This is a genomic window from Parabacteroides sp. KHUB-03, from assembly GCF_056640975.1.
In genome coordinates, this window is the sequence record NZ_CM153257.1 from 944,893 (window position 1) to 959,644 (window position 14,752).

16 protein-coding genes are annotated in these 14,752 nt (G+C 46.4%); 8 read left to right on the forward strand and 8 right to left on the reverse strand.

The annotated features are described in order from the left end of the window. The first annotated feature begins 123 nt into the window (after positions 1-123). The 8 genes from ACYIB7_RS04100 to ACYIB7_RS04135 all read left to right on the forward strand — a co-directional run bounded on the left by ACYIB7_RS04100 (position 124) and on the right by ACYIB7_RS04135 (position 5,699). Entirely contained in the window at positions 124-879 is a 756-nt protein-coding gene (locus ACYIB7_RS04100; protein ID WP_480338198.1) for a ParA family protein, read from the forward strand. Positions 880-885: 6 nt separating this feature from the next. Beyond that, positions 886-1,137, forward strand: coding sequence for a hypothetical protein (locus ACYIB7_RS04105; protein WP_480338199.1), 252 nt, complete (start codon positions 886-888; stop codon positions 1,135-1,137). A 399-nt stretch (positions 1,138-1,536) separates the two neighbouring features. After that, positions 1,537-3,282 carry a ParB/RepB/Spo0J family partition protein gene (locus ACYIB7_RS04110; RefSeq protein WP_480338200.1) on the forward strand — a complete coding sequence of 582 codons (1,746 nt, stop codon included), beginning with the start codon at positions 1,537-1,539 and terminating at the stop codon, positions 3,280-3,282. Between the two features lie 414 nt (positions 3,283-3,696). Further along, a complete protein-coding gene (locus tag ACYIB7_RS04115; protein WP_480338201.1) occupies positions 3,697-4,008 on the forward strand; it encodes a sulfide:quinone reductase in 312 nt (103 codons plus the stop codon). A gap of 5 nt (positions 4,009-4,013) precedes the next feature. After that, entirely contained in the window at positions 4,014-4,346 is a 333-nt protein-coding gene (locus ACYIB7_RS04120; protein ID WP_480338202.1) for a hypothetical protein, read from the forward strand. Between the two features lie 50 nt (positions 4,347-4,396). Continuing rightward, positions 4,397-4,759, forward strand: coding sequence for a hypothetical protein (locus ACYIB7_RS04125; RefSeq protein ID WP_480338203.1), 363 nt, complete (start codon positions 4,397-4,399; stop codon positions 4,757-4,759). Between the two features lie 77 nt (positions 4,760-4,836). Continuing rightward, positions 4,837-5,064: a DUF7688 family protein gene (locus tag ACYIB7_RS04130; protein WP_288087788.1), complete on the forward strand. Its 228-nt coding sequence runs from the start codon at positions 4,837-4,839 to the stop codon at positions 5,062-5,064. Positions 5,065-5,072: 8 nt separating this feature from the next. After that, positions 5,073-5,699, forward strand: a complete 627-nt coding sequence (locus ACYIB7_RS04135) for a hypothetical protein (protein WP_480338204.1) — start codon at positions 5,073-5,075, stop codon at positions 5,697-5,699. A 35-nt stretch (positions 5,700-5,734) separates the two neighbouring features. Here the strand turns inward: ACYIB7_RS04135 and ACYIB7_RS04140 are convergent, their stop codons facing one another. From ACYIB7_RS04140 to ACYIB7_RS04175, 8 genes are all read right to left on the reverse strand, one after another. Beyond that, positions 5,735-6,565: a phosphoribosyltransferase gene (locus ACYIB7_RS04140; protein ID WP_480338205.1), complete on the reverse strand. Its 831-nt coding sequence runs from the start codon at positions 6,563-6,565 to the stop codon at positions 5,735-5,737. Between the two features lie 49 nt (positions 6,566-6,614). Then, positions 6,615-7,688, reverse strand: coding sequence for a nucleotidyl transferase AbiEii/AbiGii toxin family protein (locus ACYIB7_RS04145; RefSeq protein WP_480338206.1), 1,074 nt, complete (start codon positions 7,686-7,688; stop codon positions 6,615-6,617). Next, entirely contained in the window at positions 7,685-8,407 is a 723-nt protein-coding gene (locus ACYIB7_RS04150) for a DUF6577 family protein (protein WP_103878051.1), read from the reverse strand. Before ACYIB7_RS04150 ends, ACYIB7_RS04145 begins: the two co-directional genes overlap by 4 nt. Before the next feature lie 200 nt (positions 8,408-8,607). After that, complete coding sequence (locus ACYIB7_RS04155; protein WP_480338207.1) at positions 8,608-10,320, reverse strand: zincin-like metallopeptidase domain-containing protein; 1,713 nt, start codon at positions 10,318-10,320, stop codon at positions 8,608-8,610. Between the two features lie 5 nt (positions 10,321-10,325). Beyond that, entirely contained in the window at positions 10,326-10,937 is a 612-nt protein-coding gene (locus ACYIB7_RS04160; RefSeq protein WP_195305417.1) for a hypothetical protein, read from the reverse strand. 83 nt (positions 10,938-11,020) lie between these two features. Further along, complete coding sequence (locus ACYIB7_RS04165) at positions 11,021-11,194, reverse strand: hypothetical protein (RefSeq protein WP_183128548.1); 174 nt, start codon at positions 11,192-11,194, stop codon at positions 11,021-11,023. Next, complete coding sequence (locus ACYIB7_RS04170) at positions 11,194-12,732, reverse strand: glucosaminidase domain-containing protein (RefSeq protein ID WP_480338208.1); 1,539 nt, start codon at positions 12,730-12,732, stop codon at positions 11,194-11,196. Before ACYIB7_RS04170 ends, ACYIB7_RS04165 begins: the two co-directional genes overlap by 1 nt. Before the next feature lie 12 nt (positions 12,733-12,744). Next, on the reverse strand, positions 12,745-14,745 hold the full coding sequence (locus ACYIB7_RS04175; protein ID WP_480338209.1) for a zincin-like metallopeptidase domain-containing protein: 2,001 nt from the start codon (positions 14,743-14,745) through the stop codon (positions 12,745-12,747). Between the last annotated feature and the right edge of the window lie 7 nt (positions 14,746-14,752).

Below are 14,752 nucleotides of genomic sequence, written 5' to 3' on the forward strand. Positions count from 1 at the left end.
ATATTAGTATAATAGTAAATGCTATTTGACTAAAACAAATCATTGTAGTAAAATAGTATTGACTAATTATAGTATTTACGCAAAATAGTATTACCTTTGTATCAGATATAAACAAGTGGAATTATGATGAAAATAATTGCAATAATGAACCATAAGGGTGGTGTAGGAAAGACGACTACGACCATCAATCTTGCTGCTGCCTTACAGCAGAAAAGGAAGCGTGTGCTGGTAATCGACTTGGACGGTCAGGCGAACCTTACCGAGTCATTCGGACTATCTATTGAAGAAGAGCAGACGGTGTACGGAGCGATGAAGGGTGAATATCCGTTGCCATTGGTCAAATTGGAGAATGGTCTGGCTGTTGTACCGTCCTGCCTTGACTTGTCGGCGGCAGAATCCGAGCTTATCAACGAGCCGGGACGGGAACTGATTTTGAAAGGGCTTATCGCTAAACTGCCGGGCAACCCAAAGTTCGATTATATTCTCATAGACTGCCCGCCTTCGTTGGGTTTACTAACGCTTAACGCCCTTACTGCGGCGGATTATCTGATTATACCGGTACAGGCGCAATTCCTTGCAATGCGAGGTATGGCGAAGATTGCGAATGTGATAGAGATTGTCCGTGAACGTCTGAATCCAAACCTGAATATTGGCGGTATTGTCATCACACAGTTCGACAAGCGGAAAACACTGAACAAGAGTGTGTCCGAAATCATTCAGGATTCATTCTGTGACAAGGTGTTCAAGACTGTCATCCGAGACAATGTGGCTTTGGCTGAAGCTCCGGTCAAGGGCAAAAACATCTTCGAGTATAACAAGAACTGCAACGGAGCAAAAGATTATATGTCGCTGGCACAGGAGGTAATGAAATTAAAATAAACGGATATGAGTAAGCAGGATTTGAAAAATAGCATGAAAAGCGGATTGGATGGTTTGTTGTCATCCACGAGGAAAGCTCCGCAACAGAAAAAGACAGCCTCAGGCGTACCAGAAAAAGAAACGGCGGTGCATTGCAACTTTGTCATCAACAAGAGTATTCATACTCGGATGAAATACCTTGCCATCGAAAAGAACATGTCACTGAAAGACATCGTGAACGAGGCGATGAAAGAATATCTGGAGAAGCACGGAAAATGATAGTAGGTCGGGAATGGGGATAATGCAGCCACATTCCCGATTTCCTTTTCTATCATTGCACCTCGCTGTTATAACCGTAATCTTACCTTTTGAATATCTGCTTGGCAGATGCCATCCCTCTTTTATCTCTTCTATTTACCGCTTTCCGGGCTTCATTCCCGCCATGACCGATTTGGTTTTATCAGATGCAAAGGTCTGCTGTCGCGCTTGATCCGGCAGCTTGAAGTGTATTTCCTGCAAATTCTTCCTCCATACGGAGCGTAATTGGCAGGAAAAGCCGTCGTATAAAGCTGTGCCGACAGCTGTGTACCGCATCCATAAATCCCAAAACGGTTCAGGCAGAAAAAGAACCGAACAGAGGGAAAATAAAAAAGTATCAACAAATTAAATTTTATGATTATGGAAGCAACAGCAATTCAAGCAGCAGAGAGAAACATCACATTGGTAGCACTGGCAAACATTCTGCCAAGCGACTACAACCCACGCAAGAACTTTGACGAAACAAATCTTGCTGAACTTGCAGAGAGTATCAAACAACAGGGAGTGTTGCAGCCTATCGGTGTGCGTCCCATTGATGACAACCGCTTTGAGATTGTGTTCGGAGAACGCAGATACAGGGCTTCAATCATGGCAGGATTGGATGAAATTCCGGCAATGGTTATGGAACTTTCGGACGAGACAGCCGAAGAAATGGCTATCACGGAAAACCTGCAACGCAAGGATGTGACCCCTATAGAAGAAGCCAACGCATACCAAAAACTAATGGAGAGCGGTAGGCATGATGTCAAATCGTTGTCCGTGCAGTTTGGCAAGAGTGAGAACTATATCAATACCCGACTGAAATTCACTGCCTTAATCCCCGAAATCTCTGAGTTGTTGGAAAAGGACGAATTGACCATTTCCGTAGCAAGTGAAATTTGCCGATATGGAGAAGACATACAAAAAGACATTTACGAGAAGCATTTGAAAGAGGGATTAATGTATAATAGTTGGCGAGGTATGAAAGCCACTGATGTGGCAAGGTACATTGAACGAGATTACACCACTGACCTAAGCCGTTACGCATTTGACAAGACCCTCTGCCTGTCATGTCCTCACAACACCAACAACATGACATTATTCTGTGAGGGAGGTTGTGGAAATTGTGCAAACCGCACCTGCCTAAAGGAAATGAATACATCCTATATGGAGGAGAAAACCATACAGCTTATGGAACAGCATCCTGCCTTACCTCTTTGTCACGAGAATTACAATTATAGCAAAGAGGTCGTGGAACGCCTTACGGCAATGGGGTATCAAGTGGAAAGTGTCAATTATGCTACCGCATACCCCGAACTGCCCGAAGTACCCGAAAAAGAGGATTATGACAGTACGGAAGAATACGAGGGAGCAACTGCGGATTATGAGCAGGAAATGAACGAGTACACGGAAAAATGTGAGGAAATCCGTACCCGATGTGAAACAGGAGAAGTCTCTCCATATATCTGTATCGGAAGCAACGATATTACCCTATGCTATGTTAGAAACAACATGGGTGCGACAACCACAAACGGAATAGCACAAGTACAAGAACTTTCTCCTGTGGCAAAATTGGAAAAGCAGGACAAACGCAACAAGGAAATTGCCATAGAAAAGACTATAGAGGACACCAAGAAGCAGATTTTAGAGGTGGATGTGACCGAAGCCAAGTTTGGGGCAGACGAGGACAGAATGATTTATTTCTTCCTTTTACCACACCTCCGTCAAGAGAACTACAAGGCAGTAGGTATTGAAAAAGGGACAAATGGATATTCATACCTAACGGACGAGGATAAAAAACAAATTATCGCCAACCTTACAGCAAAGACAAAGGCGATTATACGCAGAGATTTTTTGATAGCGCAATTCAAAGGCGCATACAGGGATAATGTCATCGCAGACCTTTTGTTTGATTTTGCACGTAAGCACATGCCCGAAGAATTTGCCAATATTGAGAATACCCATAACGAGGTGTACGACAAACGACACCAACGTATTGAGGAGAAAAAAGCCGTTTTGCTTGTGCAGGAAAAGGCAAAAGGGGAAACTCCACAATCCGATGACGTGCAACCCGAAGCGGAAGCACCGACCGAAGAACAGCCACAAACGGAAGAAATTGCTGCCTGACCATAATCAGGGAATGGGGGACGGACTAAAAAGCCGTTCTCCATTTTTTTAATCCCGGCACTTACCTTTTATACATTCCATATCCTTTCATCTATATACTTATTCGGCGTAGCCGTCAGCCTTTTCTATCTTCCAATCTTCCTTTTATAGCGTTTCCGATATTCAGACTACCAGTATCGTCTCCGATCGGTTTTCCGGATGCAAAGGTGGGCAGCCGCGCCTGTTTTCACCGCTTTGAAGTGCATTTCCTGCAAAAATCTTCCTCTCCACAGTCGAGCGTATTTTTCCGGAAAAAGCGTTGGGAACGGCCTATTCGGTTGCCCCTTGAAAGCACCGTAAAACCCAAACGGTTCCGATAAACGGATGCCGAACAAAGGGAAAAGAAAAAAATGTTCAACATCAAAATTCTTTAGAATGGAGTACAACAATCAACTATCGGAGAACGACAAACGCTTTGCGGACGAGTTCTCAAACTATGTGAACGGCAAAATGGCTTCACCCCGAAAGGTAGGCAAGGCATTGGCGGACGACCACCGCTATTTGGTAAACGAGAAAGCCAAACTGATGTTCTACTTTATGGAACAGTTGGCGGAGAACTGGCATAAGGGTAGATGTGACCAACGCAACGAATGGGCGTGCCGTCTGGCAGCGGAAGCCATTGACCATTTGGCTGAGAACGACCTCTATCATTTGCCCGAAGAGTATTACGAAAACCATAAACAATAACAAGTATGGGAGCATTGCAAATCACTATTCCAAGATGGAATATAACAGAGTTCAGCGGTTACGAGCCGATAACTACCTTTTGGCAGGACTTCTCCATTGCCGACAAGTTCGGGAACAATGCCATAGCCGACACATACAGGCGAGCCAAGTCCGAATGGAAAGACAACTACAAGTATTGGACGGAACTTTGTCTTGTACTCAATCACAAGATATGGCATTGGCACGAGAGAGACAACCAAAGAGCCATTCTCTATGACAAACTGTGGAGAGAAGCGGATGCAATGACCGCTGAATGGTCGGACAAGGAACAGGAATATTATTTTGAGATAACGGATTAAATCAACCAGTGGGGAGATTGGAGAGGTCTCCCCACAAAAAAACAAAGAGTATGACTACCCAAGAACAGATACGGAAAGTAACGGACATTGCCCAAGAAAAAGGCTGGAGTGTAAGTGTTGAAGATAAAAACGAATCAAATGTGTTATTTGAGTTTCATCGCTACACCAAGTACGGACAGAATTTTCTTTTCAAAGCCGATATGCAGCAGAATGACATTGATACCCTTATAAATAGCATTAAAGAGTATTATGAGGGGTTTGACACCGATTATGAAACCTATTTGTGGATTGGCGATGACGGACACGGCAAGAATGGCGCACCTTATCACATTAAGGATATTGTAGCGGATATGGAAGATGCCGAAGGAAAGATATACGAGTTGCTACAAGCACTTGAAGTTGAATTTATCTAATGGTTACAACTATGACATTATTAGTATGATTGGGAAATGAACAAACTTACCATTGATGATGAAAATTGGAAATTAGTATGTTAGACGAAATCAGACAAAGCGGCAAAACAGTGTTGTCAGGAGAGGATGGTTTTTCAATACCTATGTTTTTCAACAACTTGTGCGGCAAAAATTTTTCAGGCGAGAAGTACCGAGATTATATCAAATACATAGCCTTCGGAGAAATGGGTTTCAAGCCCGGAGAAATCATGCTTTACCGCAATGGTACATTGGTAAGGACTGGTAAAATAAATATTGAAAGATAGATACGGATATGGGAACGACAACAATTCATCCTGCGGAGAGCTATCTTCGCAACGAAACCAATCCTTCGTCTCTATATGTGAGGATTGCAGGAAAACGCAGACGCTTGTTCATCAATCGGGACAGGGGTATTATTGGCATTATCGCGCTCGGCAAAAGGACAAAAGGTTATGTTTTCACAGATTGGTCAAGCATCGAGCAGATATACTATCCCTCGCAAGAGCAGGAGGCGAATACGGACAGGAAACTCATTCTGAAATATCAGAAACTTGCCCGGCTTGCCACACATACAAACGCTTGGCTTCGTGACATCGCAAATGCGGATTTGGATAAATCCCTTTACGAGAACCACATCACGACAGGAACACGCATTGACGGCAAATGTATTGGGCTTGCCACTATCGAAAAATATTGTGGGACGGCATCTATGCAGCGTTTCAGAGAGGCGATGAAGAACAAAGAGAGTTTTTCCACTTGTCGCTTTGATTTTTGCGGTTATGACGGAACGCTTTGGTGTGAGCCACGGGACAATGGCGATATGTCGGCAGGCTTCAGCAAAGAATACCGGAATTGTGGCAACGGCTACTACTATCTGCTTATCAACGATGAATACGTGATAGGCTATGATATTGATTGACCGCATTGGAAATGACAATCCAACTGCAAATAAAACTAATATGATTTGCGAAAACGAGAAATATAGTCACCCCACACCTCCAATTTGACAATCAGCGGATGCGGCAAAGTGATAGTCTTGCTATAAAAAATGGCAGCTACCACCTTGCCACCGCACCGTTCTATCTCTTCCTTGTAGTCGGTCATACTTTGCCCGGTAGTCAGTACATCGTCAACAATAATAACATCTTTCCCTTTTGTATCTCCTGTGATTCGGTAATTCCGTTCAAGTATTCGATTCTCATAACCTTTGGCTTCATGCAAGCTTTCACGAGGCTCGAACACATCAACATCATATAGTCCTGATGTCAGATTTGGACAATGGGTACAGACATACCAGTTCAAACGCTTGAATCGCTGGATATATTTGAACTCATCGCTACAAGGCATGAACATGATATGAAAATGGTGGTCATCCATTTGTAAGGCGTTCATGCAAGATTTGAAAAACTCAATACCGTGTATTTTTCCCTCCTTAAACTCATAGACTGAATGGCAGAACGCCTGCTGGTCATCGTTGAGAAACGGTTTGTACCGGGATGGATAATATTGCCCATAGAATACTACTCTTGTACCGTGCAACTTGAATGGTTTGAGTGGTGGCTGTTCTTTGAATAAATCCGGATGTAAACAACAGAACATACGACAAGCATCCCGATGACCGGCTCTTACCGCCAAACGGCATAAACGGTCACGTTCATCCTCCTTCTCGGTCTTTTGCGCAGCTAAAAACGCCGTTTCTCCGGCTTTCCGCCGCCAATATCCAACGATATACCATAGGACACTGATAACACCGAGCAGGATTACAAATACCAGCCTTTCGTTCATATTGACCGTGAATTATGTGAGGAATAGCCTTCGTGCTGTTTACAAAAAATCATACTTCCAACAGTTCACTCGTCTTTGCCCAATAATAGAAGGCTTCCGGTAGATTGCTTTTCAACTTGTTCAGTTTGTTGGTCAGCGAAGGTCGAATAACCAAATCCTTGATGTCAATCGGATTGTTTGAATAGCGTTCCACTTCTGTGACTCCCTTTTCAATCAGCGTGGCTAAATAAGCCGCCCGTGCCGCATCAATAATAGCATTGTCTATCAGATACCGTTGTTTGTACATAAATGACTTTACACGGATGATTCCGTCTTGTATCAAGTTGAAATCACCTTCTCCGGCTTTCCCCCGTGTGGAGATACAGAGTGCCGTCTGACGGATGTCGTTGAAGACCTGTCCGATATCCGTTCCCAAAGACCGGTACGAGAGTTCGACTACCGCAATCTTGCGGAAAGCCTCTGCGGTAATCTGCAATCCTGAAACATTTTCAAACAACCGCCCCACGTCATAAAGTTGCTTGGCTATCTCCATCGAACAGGATCTGCCGTTCTTGTAATAAGGTATTCCGGTAGTGTTGGGAGCGAAAGCTGTCAGTTTATCCCCTAAAATATCTTCTGCGGACGGAACAGTCACCATTAACGGTTCTCCCTCCAGCCGTATGAACGGGCAATCAATGGCTATTTGCCGGGTTTGGAAATAATGAATCTCCTCGTACAATACGTCCAGCAGGATATAGGATTGGGCGTCCGTGTCGTTCCGGTAAGCTATCTGATAGAAAAACTTGGAATGGCTTTTAGGTATGTCCGCATCGTCCCTTTGCTTGCGCTCCACGAGTTCCAGATTGATAAAGCCAAAATCGGCAAACGATTTCAGATAGTCCTCTATATTGGTTCCGGGAGGACAGATGACATCAATGTCGATTGACAGACGATGGGCGGATTTCCCAAGGATGAGCATAAGTGCCGTGCCACCCTTGAAGACGAGAGGACACCCGGCTTTAACCAACATTTCAAGCAGAGACAAGGCACGGATTACTTTCTCTATGAGGTTCTTGTCATTGTAGTGCAGTTCGGATGCAACCTGTTCAATCCATTCTGTCGTAAAACACTCTTTCTTTATCATTGTATGTTCAAGTTTTCTAAAATTGACGATAATTCTTTCTTCACTTTACGCCTGTCGGCATACCTGAAAAGCCTGTTCCTGTTGATTGTGTACAGGTTAAAAGCGTTTTCTATGATACGGTCACTCTCACTGCCTTGCAGGTAGAAAAAGTCCGTATCTCTCAATATATCCACTAACAGTTTTTCCAACGTGGGCATAGGCACGCCGGATACTTCTTGCAAGGGAGCTTCCGAAACAAGATTTTTTACGAAAATGACACGGCTGTCCATATCCACATACCGGTATATCATATTTTTGTCCGGTCGTAGGTAAACATCGTGGTTCTTGTCTTTCAGAAAATTGAAAACGGTTTCTGCCGAGTCCCTGTCCGTTTCCACGTAGATGATGCGGTTGGATGAAAGGTGATGTTGCAAAGGGGCTATGATGTCCCCTTGATAAACACAGAATTTCGCAAACGGAAAATCCGATTGCAACAAACCGTAAACCTCCTTCACTTCCTCTATCGGTTGGGGTGAAAAGACCTGCTTCATCACTTTGGCATACGTTCCCCGCCCGGTTCTGACCAGTACATTTTCATTCACGAGCTTGAACAGATACCAGGACAAAGAAGACTTTTTGATGCCTGTCTTCTCTTGTAGATAAGCAAACAAATCTCCTAAACTAAAGTCATGATGAACTTCAGCATAGTCAAGTATGAATGTTGTCGTCTCGTTGCTCATGTGATTATTATTCCTTTCTTCGACTGCAAAGGTAACAAATTTTCGGCACTAATTCAGAATAGTGCCGATATTTTGCGACTAATTAAGGTGAAAAATCTCTCTTTTTTGTGTAAGTAGGACTTATCAGTGGGACTAAACCAATTCAGCCGCAGAGAGGACGACTCTCTACGGCTGAACAGAACAGATAGCAGACTTTATACTCAGCGGTGCATCCCGCCACTGTATTCCACCTCCTCTTTTTGATATTGCTCCATTTCATTCAGCTTTTCATTGACGGATTGGAGATTGGAATCGAGCGAATTGTCGTGGTCGTATAGGAAACTATGGCTGACGGCAAGTCCGGCATTGGTCGCCGTGCCGACATCAAGGGTGTCGTCATCCCTGTTATACCCGATATGGAGAATATCTCCGTTTGGCATTTCAAGGACAGGAGTACGCTGCCTTGTCATCGCAGAGAACTGCTCGGCCGCCATGTCTTTGGCAACCTCTTTTATGTCACTGCTTGCCAGCCGGACACCATACCGTGTGATATGGTCACGGATTTCCTGCTCCGAGTATTTCAGCATCACCTCGTAAGTTCCTTCCACGCTGTTGTTATAGATCACGGCAAAATCCTTGTCTTCTATCAGCAGATCATCACCCTTGTTCTGGCGAGGAGAGACAAAGGTATATTGCTCGTTGATTCCATCGCCGTCATAATACTCCTTGGCAAGCCGGAGCAATCCCTCATAATCGCCTTTCTCCCGAAGCGCATCCAGCCGTGAGGTGTCATCGGAGGATTGCAGATAGGCTACGGAAGAGTAGAACACCTTTCCTTCGGGTACGGACTGTTTGACCTCATTCCGCTGCCCGTTATCCTGCTGCACCTTGTTTTTCTGTTCCAGTTCCTGCACTATCTTATCCACATTCTGCGTAACGAGCGAGGTTGCCCTTTTTACATCCAGAAGTGTGGTCTTGATAAACTGGGGCGATTCCTTCAAGTGGTCCAGCCAGGATTTCAGATAAGCGCAGCTCTCTTCTTTCAATGCCTTGCTCATGCCGTAACGCTGTGCCACCAATGCGCTGCCTAATTCTGCCACCAGTTCCTCACGGGCGTATTCGTCCGAACCGAAACCGGACGGTTTGATACGGTCGAGTTGCCCCTCGATGCCTGTGCTGTGGGTCATCTCATGCCAAAGAGTACCATAATAGGATTCGCCGTCCTTGAACTGGGATTTTTCGGGAACCACAATTTCGTTCTTGGAAATGGAAAAGTATGCCTTGTCCTGGTGCATCGGCTTGATAGGGCAAATCCAGCGGTTATCACGAATCATCACATCCATCGGTTCAAAAGACATCTTCTCGCTTTCATCCAACTTTACGGCATCCCCATTCGCCAGCTTGTTCCAAAGTTCCGGACGGGCTTCCTGAAGATTGGTTTGGGCTACATTGAATACCCGGAAGACCTGCATCTTCGGATATACATTGTACATCTTCTTCTCTTCATCGGAGAGTTTCTTAAAATCGTCATACTTGATCTTCTCCTTGGTCTCCTTGTGGATGCAGGTAAAGGTAGTGAGCATCACGGGGAAGGATTTTTCGCCCTTGTTCACTGAAACTCTTGGCAGTTCCACGCCCTCCTTTGCCTGCTTTTCGGACGGTTTGTTCATCCGTTGCACGCAGTCAAAGGTGCAGAAACGCGGTATCTTGTAGCCCTCGTTCTCGCAATGGAGAAGCAACATCAGCGCGTTCATCCCATTGTACTCACGTCCGGACAGATTCTTCGGCCACCCTAAGCTGCCCTCGGTAATCCATGGTTTCGTCCAGTCCTTGCTGACGGTCTCGATGCGCTCGATCATCATTTCCGCAAAGAGGTCAAGAGCCTTGTCCTCCGCGGACGGGCCGTCATTGCTGTTTTTCCTGTAACCGGCCATGACTGTCAGTTGTTAGGGTTATACGGCTGTTTCACATATTCCGACATTTCCGATACCTTGCAGGCAATGTTCAGCTTGTCGTTATAGACGGACAGCTCCAGTTCACCTTTGGCCTCGATGCCGGTCTGCGGTTGCAGCCACTCCTCACGTTCACGGTCAAAGCCTAAGAAGCGTACCCACAGGTACTCGAAGCCGTCATTGACCTTTTCCGCAGAAAATGCGGAGAACTGCAAGAAATTCTTGCCTTTCTTGTCTGTCTTCTCTTCGATGTTCTTGCCTGTCTTTCCACGGAAGAGCATTTCGCCCTTGATGGAATCCTCGTTTGAAGCCACGGTAAGGTTGACCGATGAAGCCGACATATTGAAATAGAGGTTGTCTCCACGCTTCTTGAAAGTCAGCACACCGGAAATTTCCACTCTCTTGCCTACGGTATAGTCAGCCCGATTGTACTCCTCTCCATCCTTAGCGACAGAGATTTCCACTGTTTTGTCGATACCGTTTCTTGCCGGAATCACGCAATTTACGGCAAATGCCGTGAAAGCCTTGTTCTCATTGTTGGTGCGCACTACAGCCGCCTTGCTGATGGTTCCGCACACTGTTACGTTACACTTAATCATATTGCTTGTAGTTTTATTTTAACCAAGACCATTTGACCGGAATATCCTATTAAATGTGAACTACCCGCATATACGTTCCGTCTTTAATCGGGCGCACGGATTTTAATCCAGACTATCCCTGACGCAATGACAACCTGCACACCCACAATCACGAGTGTCGCCGCCAGACCGAACAGCCGGTAGCATACGAGGGTGTGCAGTCCTGCAAAAGACAGCCCGACGACCAACAATCCTATTTCCATCATCACGCGTTTCATTATCTTCTGATTTGTTCGTTCTGGCTCTGCTGTTCCGACATCCCCTGCTCGAAGTTTTGTGAAGCCTGTTGTGAAAGGACAATGGCATTGACCATTCCTGCCACTCGCATACGCTTGCTTTCCTCCGAGAGTTCAGGATTATTCAAAGTGGTGGACAGCCGGCTCAACTCAACGGTACTGAGTTCCCGTGAGACTTGCACGGTACCGTTGTCTGCCTGCAATACGGCTTTGTTGTTCTCTCCGATGACAAGGGCACAACTTTTCATGTGGGGCAACAATGAAGTCAGTTCCACCTTCCGGCTACCTGCCATTTCAGAAATGGCTTCTTTCTGTTCCTCTTCGTTCTTGTTGTCTATTACCACCGCCAGCATCATCAGCGAGGAAAAGGCTTTGACCACCATATCCATAATCGGGTCATTCGTTCCTGAAAGTCCGACACCGCTGTCTTCCGAGGATAACAGTTTCTTCATCCACTCTTCAGGACTTTGTGATTTTGTTTCCTGGGGAGTGGCAGTAACCTCCGTTTGGTATTTAGCCAACAGGTCGTTGCCATTATGTAAGGCTTGCAGCTTGATGTTTCCCTTTTGGGCAATGTCTGCCAAATAGATTGCGGGATCAATGTCTCGTTTTTGTCCGTCAGCGGTAATCTGTGCCACTCCGAAATGCAGATGTTCGCCCGTAGTCCGTGTGCCGGTGTTGCCTGACATACCGAGTCTCTGTCCGGCTTGCACCTTGTCACCCACCTTGACATCAACAGAGGACAGGTGCATATAAGTGTTCTGTATCTTGCTTCCGTCAGCCCTCTCGTATTCAATGGTTACGGACTTGCCTCCGGCGGTTTTGGCATTTTGGTTTACCGCCACCACTTTGCCGTTATTCTCGGTAGCCAACACCGCATCGCCCTTACAGCGGATGTCTATACCCTTGTGCATTTGCAGCTTGTCAGCATTCATGGGGTCGGTACGCATTCCAAACGGTGAAGTGACAAACAGGAACTCTTCGCGCTCGACCGGGAATGAATAGGTGTTTGCCGTAACCGCTTGCCCGGTTTCTGTTTCCAATCCTTTTGCCTTCATTTCTGCCATGACCATCCGGTCATACTTCTGCAGCCCGTTTGCTTCAATGATTTTTTGCAGACTTTGGGCATAATTGCCGCCACTTGCATACCCGGCCTTGGCAAGTCCTTCCGTCCAACCCTTGTAATCGTCAGGAGACAGTTCAAAACATTCCGCGTACCGTTTGTTCTCTACAAGGAATTTGGAGTGATGCTCGTAAGAATCGCCCACGCTGTCGTAGCTGCAAAACTTCTCGTTGGGCTTGTCATCGGTGTAAATACCGTATTTGCCACCTTGCGCAATCCATCCCGGAGTGGCTTTGATACCGAAATGGTTGTTCTCGTTCAGGGCCATACGGCTTTGCCCGTTGCTGCTCTCCAGTATGCCCTGTGCCAAGGTCACGGAAGCCGGGATGCCGTATTTGCGCATCTGTTCCATCGCAAAAACGGCGTATTTTTCCGCGTATTCTTTATTCTTGCTCATTACTTTGTCTGTTTATCGGTGCATTCCTTTTGAAACCTCTTCCTCTTCTTCAACTTCCTCTTTAGGCTGGTCGTGCTTGATTTCCTCGTCACGGCTGATTTTCGTTTCCACTTCCGACTCCTGTTTTTCGGAAGAGGTCTGTTCCTGTGCCTGGCTCTTGTTCAGCACGTCCGCGAAAAGCGTTGCCGCCAGATGTTGTTTGAAACTGTTCCTGTCCTCGGCGACCCACATCCGTTGCCATTGCTGTGGTGTGACGCTTCGGGGCTGCGGCTTCCGGTTGTCAATGGTGGGAGCGCAGAGTATCGCCCCGTTCTTTGTCTTGAACACGGCCACTCGTTGTATGCGGTTCAAGTCGATGCTTTCATCTGCCGTGTGGAACAGGTCCACTTTTAGATCCGGCTTGCTCTCGGCAAGGGCATAGTATTTTCTGGCCAGTTCTCCACGCACCTTGTCTATATTATCCAATGACTGTTTCAGCGTGGTGAAGAAACGGTTCAGGTCATCCTTTTCAGGATAGACGCTGTAACCGGCTTTTCCTTCCGGCTTGATGAACAAAGCCCAGCGGTTCTTGTCATCCTGTACCATCTGTATCTTCTCAAACCAGGGTTTGTCAGCTTGCTTCACCGCAGGGTGCGCATCGATGGTGGAGAGTGTTTCCAATGCCCAGTTTTTCAGACGCGCCACCTCTATCTGCTTTTCGGCGAAGTAACGGTCATCGGGACGGTAGCCCAACGCACCGTCCGGATTATAGAAACGCACTTTTTCAATGCCGCTTTTCTCCAATGCGCTTTGTATGCGCTGTTTGCTCATTCCCTTGATTTCGTTGTTCACCTCCAAGGATGCACCGGCAGGGAGTATCACATCGGCACTCTTGCCTTGTTTGTCGATGACCAGGACAATGGTCTTGTTTTCCTTGTCGGGATGCTTCTTGATTTCGTCAGCCACGAAGAAATGCTTTGGCATTTGCTCCCGCATCTGTTCTGTCTGGCGGTAGTTACGATAGGTGGCATACTCGATTTTTTCGCCCCGTTCCGCCTTGCGTATCACTTCCAGCGCATTGTTCACATCACTCTCGATGGCATCTATCAGACAAGGGTTCTCTTTCAGTTCACGGTTCCAATAATCCACCAGTTTGACACTCTCGTCCGACAACCGGGCCGGAAGTCCCATTTCCAGCATCTTGATACCCGAAGCGATTTCGGCAATCAGCCGTTCCTGCTTGACGGCATCCTCTGTTGGGGGAATCCCGTTTTTCATCACCATTCCCTCACGGGCAAGGCGTTGCTGGTGTCCGGTGGCTGCTATGATTTGCCGAAGGGTTTCCTGCGCGTAATCGGTGTAATGTGCGAAATCCTTTTGCCGTGGAATATATATCGCGTCTTTCTGGCTGTCATAATGCGCCACACCGCTGCCATCCGTGCGAACCGGTGCCAGATTTCTCGAAATAGATTGTACAAAGGCATTGAATTTCGGCCTGAGTTCACGCAACTCCTTTTCTCCGAATCCTTGCTCGACACTGTTGCCGTATTTTGCCAATGCGTCATCGTATGCTTTCCTGTCAACGTGGGGCAGCAAAGTCTGGTCGATATTGAACAATGTGCGTATCTCCCTGTTGTGTACGCCTTTGTATCGGTTCTTCTCTTCGGGAGAAAGTTTTTGGTAGTCATCCCTTGATATGACCTCGTTGGGATTGTTCCTGTTCACGTACTTGTTCCAGTTATAGAACAGGAACGGTACTCCTTTTTCGTGTTCCTTGACGGATTCGCCTCTTGCCTTTGCTTCGCTATATAAGGTGAAGAGGTTGCTCTTGCATCCGTGCTTGTCCGAGTGCAGAGCCATGAACAGGGCGTTGAACGGACTGACCGCCACGCCTGCCGGATAAAACTTGGGATAGCCCTTTCCTGTGGCATTGAGCCAATGGCCGCCCGCGCTGACCGCCCCGTTTAATGCTCCGGAGAGCAGTTCCACTTGTTTGTCGGCGGCATTTTTCTCAAACTGTGATTTCTCTTTCATATCTGTT

Excerpts from the sequence above, each read along its gene's own strand:
- ACYIB7_RS04145 (WP_480338206.1), bottom strand. The coding sequence starts at position 7,688 with ATGATAAAGAAAGAGTGTTTTACGACAGAATGGATTGAACAGGTTGCA.
- ACYIB7_RS04130 (WP_288087788.1), top strand. The coding sequence starts at position 4,837 with ATGTTAGACGAAATCAGACAAAGCGGCAAAACAGTGTTGTCAGGAGAG.
- ACYIB7_RS04155 (WP_480338207.1), bottom strand. The coding sequence starts at position 10,320 with ATGGCCGGTTACAGGAAAAACAGCAATGACGGCCCGTCCGCGGAGGAC.
- ACYIB7_RS04125 (WP_480338203.1), top strand. The coding sequence starts at position 4,397 with ATGACTACCCAAGAACAGATACGGAAAGTAACGGACATTGCCCAAGAA.
- ACYIB7_RS04105 (WP_480338199.1), top strand. The coding sequence starts at position 886 with ATGAGTAAGCAGGATTTGAAAAATAGCATGAAAAGCGGATTGGATGGT.
- ACYIB7_RS04140 (WP_480338205.1), bottom strand. The coding sequence starts at position 6,565 with ATGAACGAAAGGCTGGTATTTGTAATCCTGCTCGGTGTTATCAGTGTC.
- ACYIB7_RS04150 (WP_103878051.1), bottom strand. The coding sequence starts at position 8,407 with ATGAGCAACGAGACGACAACATTCATACTTGACTATGCTGAAGTTCAT.
- ACYIB7_RS04170 (WP_480338208.1), bottom strand. The coding sequence starts at position 12,732 with ATGAGCAAGAATAAAGAATACGCGGAAAAATACGCCGTTTTTGCGATG.
- ACYIB7_RS04110 (WP_480338200.1), top strand. The coding sequence starts at position 1,537 with ATGGAAGCAACAGCAATTCAAGCAGCAGAGAGAAACATCACATTGGTA.
- ACYIB7_RS04160 (WP_195305417.1), bottom strand. The coding sequence starts at position 10,937 with ATGATTAAGTGTAACGTAACAGTGTGCGGAACCATCAGCAAGGCGGCT.
- ACYIB7_RS04165 (WP_183128548.1), bottom strand. The coding sequence starts at position 11,194 with ATGAAACGCGTGATGATGGAAATAGGATTGTTGGTCGTCGGGCTGTCT.
- ACYIB7_RS04100 (WP_480338198.1), top strand. The coding sequence starts at position 124 with ATGATGAAAATAATTGCAATAATGAACCATAAGGGTGGTGTAGGAAAG.
- ACYIB7_RS04115 (WP_480338201.1), top strand. The coding sequence starts at position 3,697 with ATGGAGTACAACAATCAACTATCGGAGAACGACAAACGCTTTGCGGAC.
- ACYIB7_RS04135 (WP_480338204.1), top strand. The coding sequence starts at position 5,073 with ATGGGAACGACAACAATTCATCCTGCGGAGAGCTATCTTCGCAACGAA.
- ACYIB7_RS04120 (WP_480338202.1), top strand. The coding sequence starts at position 4,014 with ATGGGAGCATTGCAAATCACTATTCCAAGATGGAATATAACAGAGTTC.
- ACYIB7_RS04175 (WP_480338209.1), bottom strand. The coding sequence starts at position 14,745 with ATGAAAGAGAAATCACAGTTTGAGAAAAATGCCGCCGACAAACAAGTG.